Source organism: [Lactobacillus] rogosae, from assembly GCA_900112995.1.
GTDB classification, from domain to species: domain Bacteria; phylum Bacillota; class Clostridia; order Lachnospirales; family Lachnospiraceae; genus Lachnospira; species Lachnospira rogosae.
Map to the genome: position 1 here is coordinate 18630 of FONU01000011.1, position 17251 is coordinate 35880.

The following is a 17251-nucleotide window of genomic DNA, read 5'->3' on the forward strand; positions in this document are numbered from 1 at the left end:
TTATTCTGTGTGGGTTATTCCACTGTTTAGTGTGAATTATTTCACTTGGGTTATTAGGCTTGTGGGGGCTCGGTGTGTGAGCTGTAGTTGTCTACAGTGTCACCTATGACGGGTGACATTCCTACGAATTCACAGCCGTATGCGTAGAGGTCTGAGTTATCTACTGGCTGACAGCGGATGATTTTGACAACACAGTTTATTGGTTTTTTTTCATCATCTAACTGTAACACAGCATCAAAATAGAAATCTAAAGGTAAAATGCTTTTTGAGCGAAAGCCGATTCCACCTTTTGATATATCAGTTATATTTATAGGTGAGTCGAGATTTCTTATATTGATGTAATCCTGCTTAAAAAGCTTAGACACATTTAATGTTAAATTCGCCTTGTGGCGGTTATAGCGTCTTTTTTCAATTCCATCATTCATAGTACAATCCTCCATCTACAATTGCGTATAATAATAATCTGAATACATAAAAAAGTTGAATAAATAAAACATATTGTATAAAGATTTTCTATAATAATACAATTTTTAAGAATAATATGCAAGTATTGTCTATTGATTTTGGTAGTGTACTGTTATATAATTTTTAGTTGTTGAGTGTATAATTAAATTCACTATTACTATAATTTAAAAGGATGGATGCGATCATGGAAAAGTTTAAGTTACTTTATGAAGGCAAAGTAAGAGAAGTGTATGATATAGGAGATAAGCTTGTTATAGCGGCAACAGATCGTATATCAGCATTTGACCACATTTTAAAGAATAAGGTCACAGATAAGGGTGCAATTCTTACTCAGATGTCTAAATTCTGGTTTGATTATACTAAGGATGTTATTCCTAATCATATGATATCTGTTGATGTTAATGATATGCCGGAATTCTTCCAGAATGAAAAGTATGCAAGAAGAAGTATGATGTGCAAGAAGTTAACTATGCTTCCAATCGAGTGCATCGTTAGAGGATATATAACAGGAAGCGGCTGGGCAAGCTATCAGAAGAATGGTACAGTCTGTGGAATTAAGCTTCCAGAAGGCCTTGAAGAGTCAGAGAAGCTTCCTGAGCCAATCTATACACCAAGTACTAAGGCTGAGGTCGGTGACCATGATGAGAATATCTCATTTGAGCAGAGTATTGAGGTATTAGAGAAGAAGTTCCCAGGCAAGGGTCTTGAATATGCAACTAAGATTAAGGATGCTACAATAGCACTTTATAAGAAGTGCGCAGAATATGCTTTAAGCAAGGGAATTATTATTGCTGATACTAAGTTTGAATTTGGTCTTGATGAGAATGGCGAAGTTGTAATCGGTGATGAAATGCTTACACCAGACAGCTCACGTTTCTGGCCATTAGAAGGATACAAGAAAGGACAGGGACAGCCATCTTATGATAAGCAGTTCGTTAGAAACTGGCTTCTTGCTAACCCTGATAGTGATTATCTTCTTCCAGATGATATCATTGACAAGACAGTAGAAAAGTACAAAGAGGCATATAAGCTTCTTACAGGTGAAGATTTCTAATTTGATTACATTGCTAATACGAATACTAAGACAGAGGTATATATGAACGACAGTTATATTGATGACAGAAAGCTTCACGAAGAATGTGGAGTGTTTGGCGCATATGACTTCGATTGTGGAGATATTGCGTCAACGATATATTATGGCTTGTTTGCATTACAGCACAGAGGACAGGAAAGTTGTGGTATCGCTGTGAGTGATACAGAAGGTCCTAAGGGAAAGGTTCTTTCCCACAAGGATATGGGACTTGTGAATGAAGTGTTTAATTCTGAGAATTTAGAGAAGTTAAAGGGTAATATTGGTGTTGGACACGTTCGTTATTCTACAGCAGGAAGTTCTACAAGAGAAAATGCACAGCCACTTGTATTAAATTATGTTAAGGGTACACTTGGAATGGCACATAATGGTAACCTTCTTAATGCGGTTGAATTAAGGGAAGAACTTTCATATACAGGTGCTATATTCCAGACTACAATTGATTCAGAAGTTATTGCGTATTTAATAGCGAGAGAAAGACTTAATACACCTACGGTAGAAGAAGCTGTTAAAAATGCTATGAAGAAGATTAAGGGTGCATACTCGCTTATAGTGATGAGTCCTAGAAAGCTTATCGGAGCAAGAGATCCATTTGGTTTCAAGCCTCTTTGTATAGGAAAGAGAGACAATACATATTTCTTATCATCAGAGACTTGTGCACTTGATACAGTAGGTGCTGAATTTATAAGAGATGTATTACCAGGAGAGATAGTTACGATAACTAAAGATGGGATACAGTCAGATACATCACTCTGCCAGAAGAATACAGCAAGATGTATATTTGAATATATATATTTTGCAAGACCTGACAGCAGGATAGATGGTATGGGAGTATATGAATCAAGAGTTAATGCTGGTCGTATACTTGCAAAGACACATCCAGTAGAAGCAGACTTAGTTGTAGGTGTTCCGGAATCAGGAAATCCAGCAGCACTTGGTTATTCTATGGAGTCAGGTATTCCTTATGGTAATGCTTTTATAAAAAATAATTATGTTGGAAGAACATTTATTAAGCCAAAGCAGGAGCAGAGAGAGTCGAGCGTTAAGGTTAAACTTAACGTGTTGAAAGAGGAAGTTGCAGGCAAGAGAGTGGTTATGATAGATGATTCTATTGTAAGAGGAACAACAAGCCGCAGAATTGTTAATCTTTTAAGACAGGCAGGAGCTAAGGAGGTACATGTAAGAATAAGTTCTCCAGCATTCCTTCATCCTTGCTATTTTGGTACTGATATACCATCAGAGGATCAGCTTGTAGCATCAGGAAGAACAGTTGATGAAATCTGCAAGTACATAGAAGCAGATTCTCTTGGCTATCTTGAAACAGATAAATTAAGTGAAATGATATGTAATCAGACAGGCTTCTGCGATGCCTGCTTTACAGGTAATTATCCAATTGAACCACCAGAAATAGATATTCGTGGCGAGATGGGTTAAAATAACCGGATTGGGAGGGTAAAGCCCTCCCTTTTTGTGTAATAGGGAATTACGGTAGAATTCGTTGTTACGCGAAAGCACTATATGCCGATGATGTATATTCGTGCGATGATATGGTTTGTCACAAACGACCATACTTACTATGGGAATGTGCTTTGCACGTTTTTTTAAATATTAATATCGGGGAGAATAATTAATGAAGAATAGTAGTCAGGATAATAATTACAAGACTAATAATAATCAAGATGATAAACAGAATAATAATCAAGAGAATAATGATAAGGACAGATTAATTAAACAGATAAAATTTATAGAGGAGATTGATAAAGAGAAACTTATAGGAAGACAGACATATCTTGCAGATGCTTCAAGGAAAGAAAATGATGCTGAACACGCGTGGCATATGGCAATTATGGCGGTGCTGTTAAGCGAGTATTCTAATGAAAAGATTGATGTGTTAAAGACTATGACAATGCTTCTTATACACGATATAGTAGAGATTGATGCTGGTGATACTTACGCATATGATGAGGATGGCAAGAAGACACAGAGACAGAGAGAATTAACTGCTGCAGACAGAATATTCGGGCTTCTTCCAAGTGACCAGGCTGAATATATGAGAGGGCTTTGGGACGAATTCGAGGAAAGAAAGACACCTGAGGCAAAGTTTGCAAGGACACTTGATAATATACAGCCTGTAATGCTTAATAATGCTTCTGGTGGAAGAAGCTGGGAAGAAAAATGTGTCCACTTAAATCAGATACTTAAAAGAAATGAGAATACTAAAGATGGTTCAGAGACTTTGTGGGATTATGCGTATAACAATTTTATCAAGCCAAATGTTGAAAATGGAAAAATAAAAGAGGACTGACATCATATTGAATGAATAGAATATATATGGTACAATCTAATAAGTAGTGTTCAGTATATTCTATATATGCTGTATTGATGGTTAATAATAGCCGGCTACAATTATAAGAATTATGACAATTTAAGAAAGGCGGATTGCAGGAATGAACGACAGATATCAGACACCACTTGCAGAAAGATACGCAAGCAAAGAGATGCAGTACATTTTCTCTCCAGATATGAAGTTTAAGACATGGAGAAAGTTATGGATTGCATTAGCTGAAACAGAGGCAGAATTAGGACTTCCAATCACACAGGAGCAGATTGATGAACTTAAGGCTCATCAGGATGACATTAACTATGAAGATGCGAAGAAGCGTGAGAAGGAAGTACGTCACGATGTTATGTCACATGTATATGCTTACGGTCTGCAGTGTCCTAAGGCTAAGGGAATAATTCATCTTGGTGCTACATCTTGTTATGTTGGTGATAATACAGATATCATAATTATGACAGAGGGCTTAAAGCTTGTTCGTAAGAAGCTTGTTAATGTTATTAACGAACTTTCTAAGTTTGCTGACAAATATAAAGCACAGCCTACACTTGCTTTCACACATTTTCAGCCAGCACAGCCAACAACAGTTGGAAAGAGAGCGACATTATGGCTTAATGAATTAGTTATGGATTTAGAAGATCTTGACTATGTATTATCAACAATGAAGCTTTTAGGCTGTAAGGGAACAACAGGTACACAGGCTTCATTCCTTGAATTATTCAATGGAGATCAGGATAAGATTCGTCAGATAGATAAGAAGATTGCCACAAAGATGGGCTTTGAGGCGTGTGTTCCAGTATCAGGACAGACATATTCAAGAAAGGTTGATACAAGAGTTCTTAATGTTCTTGCAGGCATTGCTGCATCAGCACATAAGTTCTCTAATGATATAAGATTATTACAGCACCTTAAGGAAGTTGAAGAACCATTTGAGAAGTCACAGATAGGTTCATCAGCTATGGCATATAAGAGAAATCCTATGAGAAGTGAACGTATGGCTTCACTTGCAGATTATGTACTTTGTGATGCCCTTAACCCAGCTATAGTATCAAGCACACAGTGGTTTGAAAGAACACTTGACGACTCAGCTAATAAAAGACTTTCTGTACCAGAAGGCTTCCTTGCAGTTGATGGAATACTTGATCTTTACCTTAATGTTGTTGATGGACTTGTTGTATATGACAAGGTTATTATTAAGCATATGATGGCAGAGCTTCCATTTATGGCTACAGAGAACATTATGATGGATGCAGTTAAGGCTGGTGGAGACAGACAGGAACTTCACGAAAGAATAAGAGAACTTTCAATGATAGCTGGCAAGAGAGTTAAGCAGGAAGGTCTTGATAATAATCTTCTTGAGCTTATTGCAGATGATCCAATGTTTGGAGTTACTCTTGAAGAGCTTCAGGCTAAGCTTGACCCAATTAAGTATGTTGGACGTTCAAGAGAGCAGGTTGATGAATACCTTGCAGATGTTATTAAGCCAATACTTGATGATAACTCAGATATACTTGGTCTTACAGCTCAGATTAATGTATAAATCGTATATATCAGATTGAGGTATATATCAGATAAATGTATATATAAGTAACATTGTCAGGTTAAATAAGAATTATAATTATAATAATGACTGCTGCATTAAATGTATATGAATATGTGGCGGTCATTATTATTCATATTGAATGCACTGGTATAAAAGTCTGTAAGTGCCGCAAAACAAGCCATTTTTTCTACGGATAATAAAAAAAGAAAAAATTGTATTTTTTTTGCGTTTTTTTGAAAAAAGTAGTTGACAAATAGTGCATTTTAATATTATAATAGCGAAGCAGTGTTCGTGAGACACGAAACACTAACAAAGCGAACGGGATCTTAGCTCAGCTGGGAGAGCATCTGCCTTACAAGCAGAGGGTCACAGGTTCGAGCCCTGTAGGTCCCACTTAGGACATTAAGTCCTAATGTATGTGGTTTGCATACAATATAATATATGGCGAGATAGCTCAGTTGGCTAGAGCACACGGTTCATACCCGTGGTGTCGTGGGTTCAAATCCCTCTCTCGCTACTATTGTAAAAGAACGCGTTTGCGTTCTTTTTTTTATGTAATTTTATTACAAAAATAGTGGTTTAATTGTGCAGTATCTGTGGATTGATTGTGAAATGTGCACAATCAAAATATGTTATTATTGTAAATATCGGTGAAATTACATAAAACATCTTGAAAAATCAAATACAATATGCTATTTTAAATACACCATTACAAATACTTTTTACAAGATTATTTTTTTTCATATCGAATTCATCAATTATTTTAATTATAGGTGAATTCTCCCTCCTTTCATCATAGCATAAGCAGCTATGAATTTTGCCCCTTATGAGAGAACGGCTCATAAGGGGATTTTTTTATGTAATAGGAAATTCTATTAGAATTTCCTATTACATAAAAGGCACTATGTGCCGATGATGAGCACTCGCACGAAGAAGTAGTTTGCCGCAAGCGACTATGCTCGGCGCAGGAATGTGCTTTGCACATTCTTTTTATTTATAAAATGGTAATACTTTGCATCTTGACATAATGCGTGTTATTAAGATAAATTATAATTAAGTTTAACGACACTAACTATAATTAGAGAGGACATATCGATGCTAAAGAAACAATTAATTCAGACAATACCTGAGAGTAAAAAATATATAGCAGGAAATGTCATATTCCAATGGCTGGCTCTGGTTTCTAATATTGTGCTTATGACGATAATAACAACATTTATTGCGGGGCTTATAGACGGTGGCAGTGGAATAGGAAAATATAATTCTTCTAGTATTGCGGCTATGGTGATAAGTCTTATAGTATGCGTTATTGTAAGGGCAGTTTGTAATATTGGTTCATCAAAGATGAGCTATCTGTCATCTAAGACAGTAAAGAGAAATTTAAGACAGATGATATATGAAAAGCTTCTTCGTATGGGAGCATCATATAATGAGAAGGTTAAGACATCAGAACTTGTACAGGTTACAGTTGAAGGTGTAGACCAGCTTGAAACATATTTTGGAGCATATATGCCCCAGTTTTTTTATGCTATGCTTGCACCGCTTACATTATTTGTTTGCATATGCACTATAAATGTGGTTTCGGCAGTAGTTCTGCTTATATGCGTACCGCTTATACCAATATCAATTGCATTTGTGCAGACCTGGGCCAAGAAGCTTTTATCTAAATACTGGTCACAATATACAGCTCTTGGCGACACATTTTTGGAAAATCTTGAAGGGCTTACAACTTTAAAGATATATCAGGCAGATGATTATAAGAACATACAGATGAACGAGGAGTCAGAAAAGTTCAGAAAGATAACAATGAAAGTGCTTACAATGCAGCTTAATTCTATTACAATAATGGATTTTGTTGCATATGGAGGAGCAGCTCTTGGAATTATTCTTTCTGTGACGCAGTTTAGTGATGGTAATATTAATCTGGCAGGCTGTCTTCTGATTATACTTTTATCAGCGGATTTTTTTATTCCAATGCGACAGCTTGGCTCATTCTTTCATATAGCTATGAATGGAATGGCGGCAAGTGATAAGATATTTAATTTTCTTGCACTTGAGGAAGAGGATAAAGGAAGCAATGAGTTTCCGGCCAATGAAAATATAGAATTAAAAAATGTACATTTTTCGTATGAGAAAGACAGGGAAATTCTTAAAGGTGTTGATATGACATTTTCTGATAAGAGCTTTACAGCGATTGTCGGTGAGAGCGGCTGTGGTAAATCAACGCTTGCAGGAATACTTATGCACCGCAATAAGGGTTATATAGGAGATATCAGGATTGGAAGTGAGAAGCTTTCTGATATAAGCGAGGCTTCACTAATGCAAAATGTTACATATATAAGCCATCAGAGCTATCTGTTTAAAGGTACGATAAGGGATAACCTTATTGTTGCTTATCCGGAAGCGACAGATGAGCATATGTTAGATGTTCTTAAAAGAGTTAATCTATATGACTTTGTTATGTCTGAGGGCGGACTTGATATGAAGCTTAATGAACAGGCTTCTAATCTTTCGGGTGGACAAAGGCAAAGACTTGCACTTGCAAGGGCACTTATGCATGACAGAAATATATATATATTTGATGAGGCAACTTCTAACATTGATATGGAGAGCGAAGACGATATTATGAGAGAGGTGCTTAATCTTGCAAAGACTAAAACAGTGATTCTTATATCTCACAGACTTGCTAATGTAGTTAATGCAGACAATATATATGTGCTTGAAGCTGGCAGAGTTGCAGAGGCTGGAAAGCATAATGAGCTTTTAGCAAAAAATGGAGTATATTCAAGATTATGGAATGTACAGTATGAGCTTGAGAATTACGGTTTTAAAGATAATGTTGAAAAAAGAACATCAGGAAATGAGGCATAAATATGGGTAAGGTGGATAATAATAAGCATATTGTTAATAGTTCAGACGGAAAATCCGGACGTAGTGGATTAAATGTAATGTTAAGGCTTATAGGTCTTGTAAAACCGCTTGCCGGTTATATGGCGGTGGCAATTCTTATGGGACTTGCAGGACATTTATGTGCTTCTTTTATAACAATATTCGGTGGTTATGCAATACTCGATGTATCAGGGTATGATACAGGACTCACACTTGGTGTGATATTCGTGTGCGTAATTGTGTTCGCACTTGTAAGGGCAGGTTTCAGATATGCAGAACAGTCGTGTAATCATTTTATAGCATTTAAGTTACTTGCAATAATAAGAGATAAAGTATTCAGGGCATTAAGAAAGCTTTGTCCAGCCAGGCTTGAGGGCAGGGACAGAGGCGACCTTATATCTATAATAACTTCGGATATAGAGCTTCTTGAGGTGTTCTACGCACATACAATATCACCTATTGCGATAGCTGTATTGTATACAATAATTATGTGTTGTTATATAGGCTCATTTCACTGGTCGCTGGCACTTATTGCACTTATAGCATATGCATGTGTAGGTGTTGTGATACCGCTTATTGCATCTAAGGCAAGCGGAGATGATGGTTTAAGATACAGAACTAAGTCGGGAGAACTCAGCAGCTTCGTGCTTGAAAGCCTAAGAGGTGCTTCTGAGACAATACAGTATGGCAATGGTGCTAAACGTCTTGAACTTATGAATGGCAGGACAGATGATTTATCAGAAGATGCAAGAAGAATGAAGAATGTGTCTGGTGTTAATACAGCGGTTACTAATGTGTGTATACTGGTATTTGACATAATTATGCTTCTTGCAGGTGTTAAGCTTTATTATGCCGGTATTATAGGCTTTGATGGTGTACTCCTTACTACTATTGCATTATTCTCATCATTTGGACCGGCAGTGGCGCTGGCGGCGTTAGGAAGTACATTGCAGAGTACATTTGCGGCAGGTAACAGAGTTCTTGATATATTAGATGAAGAACCGGTTATAGAGGAACTTACGGGTAATAAAGAAATTGAATTTGAAGGTATTAATGCGGAAGATGTTACATTTGCCTATGGAGAAGAAACTATACTTGATAATTTCAGTATTGATATTAAGAAGGGTGAAATAACTGGAATAATAGGAAAGAGCGGAAGCGGAAAGTCAACGCTTCTTAAGCTGTTTATGCGTTTCTGGGATACAGATAAAGGAAGAATAAGTATTTCAGGCAGTGATATTAAGAATATTAACACTTCTAACTTAAGGGATATGGAAGGTTTTATGACACAGGATACACATCTGTTTCACGACAGCATAAAGAACAATATAAGAATTGCAAAGCTTGATGCGACAGATGAAGAAATTGTGAATGCCTGCAAGAAAGCTTCCATACACGATTTTATACAGTCGCTTCCACAGGGCTATGATACACCTGTAGGAGAATTGGGAGATACACTTTCGGGAGGAGAGAAACAGCGTATAGGACTTGCGAGGGTATTTCTTCATAATGCACCTTTAATACTCTTAGATGAGCCTACAAGCAATCTTGACAGTCTTAACGAGGCGGTTATCCTTAAATCGCTTAATGAGGAAAGACAGAATAAGACGGTTGTGCTGGTGTCACACAGACAGTCAACTATGAGAATTACGGATAAGATATATTCCGTAGAGAATGGACGAATGAGTTAATAATTATGAAAAAGACAGATATTAATAAAAAGAGAGAAAAAGAGAAGCAGATGGTTTCTTATATGATAGCGTTATATTGTAAGAAAAATCATCATAATAAATATAATAAGGGCAGTATCAATAAAAATGGCTTGTGTGCTGAGTGTCAGGAGCTTGCTGAGTATGCAGGATTAAGAAGTGATAAATGCCCATTTATGGAAACTAAGACATTCTGTGCTAACTGCAAGGTACATTGCTATAATCAGGAGATGAGGGGAAAGATAAAAGCAGTAATGAGATTTTCAGGACCGAGAATGATGTTTCATCATCCGGTTGCGGCTATTCATCACATTGTTTCAACAATGCGTGAGAAGAGAAGGTTAAGAAAGGAAAGTGAATATTAAATATGAGAATTGAGGCGGTATATGGGGTGTTAATTCCTTTATTGGGAACAACACTAGGAGCAGCTTGTGTGTTTTTTATGAGGAAGAATATGAAAGATGGGATACAAAGAAGCCTTACAGGCTTTGCATCCGGAGTTATGGTTGCAGCTTCTGTATGGAGTCTGCTTATTCCGTCAATTGAACAGTCAGAAAGTATGGGAAGATTTGCGTTCGTGCCGGCACTTGTCGGTTTATGGGCTGGTATGCTGTTCTTGCTGCTGCTTGATAATATAACGCCTCATCTGCATATTAATAGTGAGGTTTCGGAAGGACCAAGAACTAATCTAAAAAAAACGACTATGCTTGTCCTTGCAGTGACAATTCATAATATACCTGAGGGGATGGCAGTTGGTGTTGTGTATGCGGGCTTTCTGCTTGGCAATTCAGGAATTACAGCAATGGCGGCACTTGTGCTGTCGGTTGGAATAGCAATTCAGAATTTCCCAGAGGGAGCTATTATATCAATGCCGCTAAGAGCTAACGGGCTTGGCAGGGGAAAGTCATTTCTGTATGGATTTCTGTCAGGCGTGGTTGAACCTGTAGCTGCATTCGTAACGATACTGGCAGCAGGAATAATTACACCTGCAATGCCATATCTTTTAAGCTTTGCGGCAGGAGCTATGATATATGTTGTAGTAGAAGAACTTATTCCGGAGATGTCACAGGGGAGGCATTCTAATATCGGAGTAATTGCATTTGCGATAGGTTTTGGAATAATGATGATGTTAGATGTGGCATTAGGATAAATGTGTATTAGGAACTTGTAAATGTTACTAAAATGTGGTTTACTTATAAGGATATGATATTGATAGGCTTATGCGTACTGAGAAAGGTATGGTTATTAGATGAGAGTTGGATTAGGTTATGATGTTCATAAGTTAGTTGAAGATAGAAAGCTTATAATCGGTGGAGTAGAGATTCCTTATGAGAAAGGATTGTTAGGCCATTCAGATGCAGATGTATTATTACACGCAATTATGGATGCACTTTTAGGTGCCGCGGCACTTGGAGATATAGGAAAGCATTTTCCAGATACAGATGATGCTTACAAGGGCATATCAAGCATTAAGCTTTTAGAGGAAGTTGGTGTGCTTCTTGATAAGAATAATTATATAATCGAGAATATAGATGCTACAATTATTGCACAGAAGCCTAAAATGCGTCCTTATATAGATACAATGAGAGAGAATATTGCAAAGGCATTAAAGATTGATGTCAACTGTGTTAATGTAAAGGCGACAACAGAAGAAGGTCTTGGCTTTACAGGAACAGGTGAGGGCATATCCTCACAGGCTATATGCAGTCTTGTGTCAGTGTCTAATTATATATATGGTGATTCGGATATGACTAACTGTTGCAGCGGCTGTAATGGATGTGCTGCAAGAAGAACACAGGAGTAAGTCTGGTCACAGGATTACAATTGAGTAATTATTAGGAATTCAGCATATCTGATTGTGATTAAATATCATATAATAGATTAAGATTAATTAGTTAGGAAGTTATCAGATATGAAATATTTAGATTTTATAAAGCAGGAAATGGCTGTCATTATGGATAGGGATCCTGCGATTAAAAGTAAAATGGAAGTGTTCCTTTATCCAAGCTTCTGGGCATTATTAAAGTACAGAAAAGCCCATAAGCTTTATAAGAAAGGGCATTTCTACAGAGCAAGAAAGCTGTCACAAAGAACAGCAAGAAAGACAGGAATAGAAATCCACCCAGGTGCAACTATTGGCGAAGGGTTATTTATTGACCACGGACATGGTGTTGTCATCGGTGAAACTGCTATTATAGGAGATAATGTAACACTCTATCAGGGAGTTACGCTTGGTGGAACAGGCAAAGAGCAGGGCAAACGTCATCCTACACTTGGAAGCAACATAATGGTTGGTGCAGGTGCTAAGGTATTAGGTTCTGTGACTATAGGCGATAATTGTAAGATAGGTGCAGGTTCAGTAGTATTAAAAAATGTGCCACCTAACTCAACAGTTGTAGGTGTCCCTGGCAGAGTTGTTATGAGAGGTGATGTAAGAGTGCTTGAAGATCTTGACCAGATACATCTTCCAGACCCGGTTATGAGCGATATAGAATATCTTAAGGAGCAGAATAAGAAGCTTAAGAAACGTATCGCACATCTTGAAAATCTTGTTAATGAGCCAAGAAATATAGAAGAATAGAAGATTAATTTTACCGACATAAAGAAAGGATCAAAGTTATTATGAAGATTTATAATACACTTTCAAGAAGTAAAGAAGAATTCGTGCCATTAGAAGAAGGCAAAGTTAAAATGTATGTATGCGGACCAACAGTGTATAACCTTATACATATTGGTAATGCAAGACCTATGATAGTGTTTGATACAGTAAGGAGATATCTTGAGTACAAGGGATATGATGTTAATTATGTATCTAACTTTACAGATGTGGATGATAAGATTATTAAGAAGGCTATAGAAGAAGGAGTTACAGCAGAAGAAATCTCTAAGCGTTATATTAAGGAATGTAAAAAGGATATGGCTGGAATGAATATTAAGCCAGCAACAACACATCCTCTTGCTACACAGGAAATTGACGGTATGATTGATATGATAAAGACACTTATCGATAAAGGTTATGCCTATGAGAAGAATGGTACTGTATATTACAGAACAAGACGTTTTGAGGGTTATGGAAAGCTTTCTAAGAAGAATATAGATGATTTAGAGGCTGGACATAGAGATGATGCACACAAGCTTAAGGTATCAGGTGAAGACGAGAAGGAAGATCCACTTGATTTCGTATTATGGAAGCCAAAGAAGGACGGAGAGCCTTATTGGGAGTCACCTTGGAGTGAAGGACGTCCGGGCTGGCATATAGAGTGTTCTGTAATGTCTAAGAAGTATCTTGCAGATGAGATAGATATTCACGCAGGCGGTGAGGATTTAATATTCCCGCATCACGAGAATGAAATTGCACAGTCAGAAGCTGCTAACGGAGTTCCGTTTGCCAAGTACTGGATGCACAATGCATTCCTTAATATTGATAATAAGAAAATGTCTAAGTCATTAGGTAATTTCTTTACAGTAAGAGATATTTCAAAGGAATATGATTTACAGGTATTAAGATTTTTTATGCTTTCAGCACATTACAGGAATCCTATTAATTTCAGCCATGACCTTATGGAGGCAGCCAAGAACGGTCTTGACAGAATAATCACAGCAGTTACTAATCTTACACATCTTGAAAAGAGTGCTAAAGATAGTGCTATGACAGAAGATGAGAAGAAGGTAATAGATTCAACTAAAGACATTTATGGTAAATTTGAAGCTGCTATGGATGACGACTTTAATACAGCTGATGCAATATCAGCAGTATTTGAATTAGTTAAGCTTGCTAATTCTAATTCATCAGAGGACAATACTAAGGAATATATAACAGCACTAAAGGAAAGTATTGTTACACTTGCGGATATATTAGGACTTAAGGTTATTAAGGAAGAAGAACTTCTTGATGAAGATATAGAAGCACTTATCGCTGAAAGACAGCAGGCAAGAAAAGATAAGAATTTTGCAAGAGCTGACGAGATAAGAGATGAACTTATGGCTAAGGGGATTATTCTTGAGGATACAAGAGAAGGTGTCAGATGGAAGAGAGCATAAAAGATAACCTGACAAGTGATATATGGGATGTACTTGGACTAAAAAGTGTAAGTCCAAGACAGCTTTCCCCACTTGTTCTTGCGTATATAGGTGACAGTATATTTGACTTAGTAGTAAAGACTAAGATAGTTACTGCTGGCAATACACAGGTTAATAAGATGAACAGGGCTGCAAGCAGTATTGTCAAGGCTGAGTCACAGTCTAAGATGATAGGTTATCTTGAAGATAAGCTTACTGAGGAAGAAGGAAGTGTATACAAGAGAGGCAGAAATGCCAAATCCTACACATCAGCCAAGAATGCTTCCATAAGTGATTATAGAAGGGCGACAGGTTTTGAGGCACTTATGGGTTATCTGTATTTGTCAGGACAGTATGAAAGAATGTGCGAGCTTATTAAAGATGCACTTGACTGGCTTGAAAATGATAATAAACAGGCATAAAAGAAAGGTTAGAATTCATAAATATGAGATATAAGGAATTAACATTTGAGGGGCGTAATGCAGTCATTGAGGCATTTCGTTCTGGAAAGACAATTGATAAGCTGTTTATTCTTGATGGTTGTCAGGACGGTCCTATAAAGAGTATTGTAAGAGAAGCTAAGAAGACTTCAACAATAATTAACTATGTGGACAAGGAAAGACTTGACAGACTTGCCAATACAGGACACCATCAGGGCGTTGTTGCAATAGGTGCAGCTTACGAATATGCAGAAGTTGAAGATATATTAGAAGCTGCAAGAAGCAAGGGCGAAGCACCATTTATATTTGTTCTTGATGAGATTGAAGATCCACATAATCTTGGTGCAATAATAAGAACAGCTAATCTTGCAGGAGCACATGGTGTTATTATCCCTAAGAGAAGAGCTGTAGGACTTACAGCGACAGTAGCCAAGACATCAGCAGGTGCAATTAATTATACACCAGTAGCCAAGGTTACTAATATAGCTAACACTATTGAGGCATTAAAGAAAGAGGGCTTGTGGTTCGTATGTGCAGATATGGGCGGCGAAACTATGTATAACCTTGATTTAAAAGGACCGATAGGTCTTGTTATAGGCAATGAAGGCAATGGCGTAAGCCGTCTTGTAAAAGAGAAATGTGATTTTGTTGCTTCAATTCCTATGAAGGGAGATATAGACTCTCTTAATGCTTCGGTTGCGGCAGGAGTTATGGCGTTTGAAATAGTAAGGCAGAGAATGGTATGAAGCATTATGAGTTGTACAAAGATGAAGAACTTGTAAATATGTATCGTGACGGAGATGCAAGAGCTGTGGACGAGATTATGGAAAGATATAAGAATCTTGTTAGAAAAAAAGCGAATGCTATGTATATAGTCGGCGGGGATAAAGACGACCTTATACAGGAGGGAATGATAGGACTTTATAAGGCAGTCACAACATATGATGAGCTAAAGGCAGCTTCGTTTGCTACATTTGCCTCACTATGTATTAACGGACAGCTTATGAATGCAGTAAAAGCTTCTAATGCCAAGAAAAATACCCCTCTTAATTCCTATGTATCATTTGATACTCCAGCGAACAAATCAGACGATGAGTCAGATATGAAGCTTGTGGATACATTAGTACACGACAGTGAACAAAATCCAGAAGCACTATACATTGACAGGGAAGTAACAGACAATCTGGAAGAAAAAGCCTTCGAGTCATTGAGCCCGTTCGAGAAACAGGTAGTAACACTCCTTATGGAAGGCAACGACTATATAAAAATAGCCGACCAGCTAGGCAAGACACCCAAATCAATAGACAACGCAATACAGCGTTCAAGAAACAAGATAAAAATAATTGTAGATTAGCTATAAATATACTTGATTAATCATTACAAAAATGATATAAATAAAATTGCTGTAAAATACAGCAGTTATGCTATTGTAGCTCAGTGGCAGAGCACTTCATTGGTAATGAAGAGGTCGGGGGTCCAATTCCCCTCAATAGCTTGCGCGAGTAACGGGTACAATACCACCGTCACATAATTCACATACGTGAATTACGCAACGGTGGTATTGTACTAAATAACAACAGACAACAGGCTGACATTCTAGCCCAGCTTGTCCAGTGTCAAGAGAACCAAAAAAATTTTCCACCGGGATATGCTTGCATACATCGGTGGAAAATCTTTTTTGGTTCTCAAAGGCGCAGAGCGCCGCGCCAGACAATGCGAAGAATTGGCTGTTTGAGTATCTAAATCAAGCATATGCTTTAAGCCGTACGCAGACAGTCAAATTAAGTAAAATCACCTAACCACCACCGCCTGATAATAATACTTCTGATAATAAGTAACAAATTCCTCCATTGACCTCTCCACAATCCCATAAGTCGGGTCAGCCAATGTCACGACCCCTCTGTCAATATCATATCCGGAAAGTGCTGCACAATGCTCATTGCGAGGCCATGTAAATACAGTCCCATCATCAAGTGTTACATCATTATACTTAACATCGGGGTCATTATAATTATAGCTTGTCCATACAATAACAGGATGTCCAAGTGACAATTCGGTAAACAGATCCTCAACCGGTGAGTAACTCATTATGTATGCTGAATAAGACGAATTCTGGCTCTTTAAAAATGAGTTGGCGGCATTAGCAATAGCAGGAGCGAAACAGCCGCTGCCTGTTGTCTTCCACGGAGAACCCCAGAAATATTCAACGAAACACCCTTGCGTTACAGTGTCACGCATATCAAGATAATTTCTTGCAAGAGTTTCTTTATCAATGCCATAGCCAAGATAATTAAGCACCTCTGTCAATGATGTTATCTCACAGCCTGTTGGAAGTTCAGGATACTGGCTCACAAAAGGAATATCAAGGCTGAAAGAATTAGGATATTCGTAATTCTCTGCAGCTCTTGTAGTGTGTTCAAGTATTGCTGATTTAATTCTTTCAGGGTCAACAGAAAGAGTTTCAAGTGTGCTGTCAACATTTAACACAACAGTGTTGTCGTCCTCCTTTTGTTTGTGGTTATCACGGTAATATATGCCAATAACCAGACACAGGGCAGTAATAGATATAAGAAGTATAAAGGTTGTTAATATATTTTTTCGTTTCTTGTTATTTTTTTTGTTCTTTTTGTTCTTAGCGGCTTTATTGTTACCTGCCATATATAAAATCCTTTTCCTTTATTAATAATTAATGTTAATTTCTTAATATATGTAGTTCCT

At 37.3% G+C, this 17251-nt stretch carries 16 protein-coding genes and 3 tRNA genes; 17 read left to right on the forward strand and 2 right to left on the reverse strand.

Features of this window, described 5'->3' with window-relative positions; all coding sequences use genetic code 11:
- Nucleotides 1–53: 53 nt before the first annotated feature.
- Nucleotides 54–425, reverse strand: coding sequence for a PilZ domain-containing protein (locus BM157_RS05505; RefSeq protein WP_242858648.1), 372 nt, complete (start codon nt 423–425; stop codon nt 54–56).
- Between the two features lie 212 nt (nt 426–637).
- Here BM157_RS05505 and BM157_RS05510 point away from each other — a divergent pair, with 212 nt between their 5' ends.
- The 17 genes from BM157_RS05510 to BM157_RS05590 all read left to right on the forward strand — a co-directional run bounded on the left by BM157_RS05510 (nt 638) and on the right by BM157_RS05590 (nt 16028).
- The gene (locus tag BM157_RS05510) at nt 638–1519 is read left to right on the forward strand and encodes a phosphoribosylaminoimidazolesuccinocarboxamide synthase (RefSeq protein ID WP_438940717.1); all 882 of its coding nucleotides are present in this window, start codon (nt 638–640) and stop codon (nt 1517–1519) included.
- Nucleotides 1520–1561: 42 nt separating this feature from the next.
- The gene (purF, locus tag BM157_RS05515; protein WP_055306770.1) at nt 1562–2989 is read left to right on the forward strand and encodes an amidophosphoribosyltransferase; all 1428 of its coding nucleotides are present in this window, start codon (nt 1562–1564) and stop codon (nt 2987–2989) included.
- 196 nt (nt 2990–3185) lie between these two features.
- Entirely contained in the window at nt 3186–3860 is a 675-nt protein-coding gene (locus BM157_RS05520) for an HD domain-containing protein (protein ID WP_090140251.1), read from the forward strand.
- Nucleotides 3861–4002: 142 nt separating this feature from the next.
- Entirely contained in the window at nt 4003–5433 is a 1431-nt protein-coding gene (gene purB, locus BM157_RS05525; RefSeq protein ID WP_055176397.1) for an adenylosuccinate lyase, read from the forward strand.
- 323 nt (nt 5434–5756) lie between these two features.
- Nucleotides 5757–5829, forward strand: a tRNA-Val gene (locus BM157_RS05530).
- A 50-nt stretch (nt 5830–5879) separates the two neighbouring features.
- A tRNA-Met gene (locus tag BM157_RS05535) sits at nt 5880–5953 on the forward strand.
- Between the two features lie 578 nt (nt 5954–6531).
- The gene (locus BM157_RS05540; RefSeq protein WP_090140254.1) at nt 6532–8307 is read left to right on the forward strand and encodes an ABC transporter ATP-binding protein/permease; all 1776 of its coding nucleotides are present in this window, start codon (nt 6532–6534) and stop codon (nt 8305–8307) included.
- A gap of 2 nt (nt 8308–8309) precedes the next feature.
- The gene (cydC, locus tag BM157_RS05545; RefSeq protein ID WP_318255826.1) at nt 8310–10016 is read left to right on the forward strand and encodes a thiol reductant ABC exporter subunit CydC; all 1707 of its coding nucleotides are present in this window, start codon (nt 8310–8312) and stop codon (nt 10014–10016) included.
- A gap of 5 nt (nt 10017–10021) precedes the next feature.
- Nucleotides 10022–10399: a nitrous oxide-stimulated promoter family protein gene (locus BM157_RS05550; RefSeq protein ID WP_055176389.1), complete on the forward strand. Its 378-nt coding sequence runs from the start codon at nt 10022–10024 to the stop codon at nt 10397–10399.
- Between the two features lie 2 nt (nt 10400–10401).
- On the forward strand, nt 10402–11184 hold the full coding sequence (locus tag BM157_RS05555; protein ID WP_055176386.1) for a ZIP family metal transporter: 783 nt from the start codon (nt 10402–10404) through the stop codon (nt 11182–11184).
- Between the two features lie 99 nt (nt 11185–11283).
- A complete protein-coding gene (gene ispF / locus BM157_RS05560; RefSeq protein WP_022502770.1) occupies nt 11284–11838 on the forward strand; it encodes a 2-C-methyl-D-erythritol 2,4-cyclodiphosphate synthase in 555 nt (184 codons plus the stop codon).
- A gap of 108 nt (nt 11839–11946) precedes the next feature.
- A complete protein-coding gene (epsC, locus tag BM157_RS05565; RefSeq protein ID WP_022502769.1) occupies nt 11947–12615 on the forward strand; it encodes a serine O-acetyltransferase EpsC in 669 nt (222 codons plus the stop codon).
- Between the two features lie 41 nt (nt 12616–12656).
- Nucleotides 12657–14075 carry a cysteine--tRNA ligase gene (gene cysS / locus BM157_RS05570; protein WP_090140256.1) on the forward strand — a complete coding sequence of 473 codons (1419 nt, stop codon included), beginning with the start codon at nt 12657–12659 and terminating at the stop codon, nt 14073–14075.
- Nucleotides 14060–14515 (forward strand): Mini-ribonuclease 3, encoded by a 456-nt coding sequence (locus tag BM157_RS05575; RefSeq protein ID WP_022502767.1) that lies wholly within the window; start codon nt 14060–14062, stop codon nt 14513–14515. The genes cysS and BM157_RS05575 overlap by 16 nt, the downstream gene beginning before the upstream one ends.
- A gap of 23 nt (nt 14516–14538) precedes the next feature.
- Nucleotides 14539–15279: a 23S rRNA (guanosine(2251)-2'-O)-methyltransferase RlmB gene (rlmB, locus tag BM157_RS05580; protein WP_022502766.1), complete on the forward strand. Its 741-nt coding sequence runs from the start codon at nt 14539–14541 to the stop codon at nt 15277–15279.
- Nucleotides 15276–15887 carry a sigma-70 family RNA polymerase sigma factor gene (locus BM157_RS05585; RefSeq protein WP_090140259.1) on the forward strand — a complete coding sequence of 204 codons (612 nt, stop codon included), beginning with the start codon at nt 15276–15278 and terminating at the stop codon, nt 15885–15887. The genes rlmB and BM157_RS05585 overlap by 4 nt, the downstream gene beginning before the upstream one ends.
- Before the next feature lie 69 nt (nt 15888–15956).
- Nucleotides 15957–16028: transfer RNA gene (locus tag BM157_RS05590), tRNA-Thr, on the forward strand.
- A 296-nt stretch (nt 16029–16324) separates the two neighbouring features.
- Here the strand turns inward: BM157_RS05590 and BM157_RS05595 are convergent.
- On the reverse strand, nt 16325–17191 hold the full coding sequence (locus tag BM157_RS05595; protein WP_022502764.1) for a C39 family peptidase: 867 nt from the start codon (nt 17189–17191) through the stop codon (nt 16325–16327).
- Nucleotides 17192–17251: the final 60 nt, after the last annotated feature.

Coding starts and splice junctions, on each gene's coding strand:
- BM157_RS05505 (WP_242858648.1), bottom strand. CDS start 425: ATGAATGATGGAATTGAAAAAAGACGCTATAACCGCCACAAGGCGAAT.
- BM157_RS05510 (WP_438940717.1), top strand. CDS start 638: ATGGATGCGATCATGGAAAAGTTTAAGTTACTTTATGAAGGCAAAGTA.
- purF (WP_055306770.1), top strand. CDS start 1,562: ATGAACGACAGTTATATTGATGACAGAAAGCTTCACGAAGAATGTGGA.
- BM157_RS05520 (WP_090140251.1), top strand. CDS start 3,186: ATGAAGAATAGTAGTCAGGATAATAATTACAAGACTAATAATAATCAA.
- purB (WP_055176397.1), top strand. CDS start 4,003: ATGAACGACAGATATCAGACACCACTTGCAGAAAGATACGCAAGCAAA.
- BM157_RS05540 (WP_090140254.1), top strand. CDS start 6,532: ATGCTAAAGAAACAATTAATTCAGACAATACCTGAGAGTAAAAAATAT.
- cydC (WP_318255826.1), top strand. CDS start 8,310: ATGGGTAAGGTGGATAATAATAAGCATATTGTTAATAGTTCAGACGGA.
- BM157_RS05550 (WP_055176389.1), top strand. CDS start 10,022: ATGAAAAAGACAGATATTAATAAAAAGAGAGAAAAAGAGAAGCAGATG.
- BM157_RS05555 (WP_055176386.1), top strand. CDS start 10,402: ATGAGAATTGAGGCGGTATATGGGGTGTTAATTCCTTTATTGGGAACA.
- ispF (WP_022502770.1), top strand. CDS start 11,284: ATGAGAGTTGGATTAGGTTATGATGTTCATAAGTTAGTTGAAGATAGA.
- epsC (WP_022502769.1), top strand. CDS start 11,947: ATGAAATATTTAGATTTTATAAAGCAGGAAATGGCTGTCATTATGGAT.
- cysS (WP_090140256.1), top strand. CDS start 12,657: ATGAAGATTTATAATACACTTTCAAGAAGTAAAGAAGAATTCGTGCCA.
- BM157_RS05575 (WP_022502767.1), top strand. CDS start 14,060: ATGGAAGAGAGCATAAAAGATAACCTGACAAGTGATATATGGGATGTA.
- rlmB (WP_022502766.1), top strand. CDS start 14,539: ATGAGATATAAGGAATTAACATTTGAGGGGCGTAATGCAGTCATTGAG.
- BM157_RS05585 (WP_090140259.1), top strand. CDS start 15,276: ATGAAGCATTATGAGTTGTACAAAGATGAAGAACTTGTAAATATGTAT.
- BM157_RS05595 (WP_022502764.1), bottom strand. CDS start 17,191: ATGGCAGGTAACAATAAAGCCGCTAAGAACAAAAAGAACAAAAAAAAT.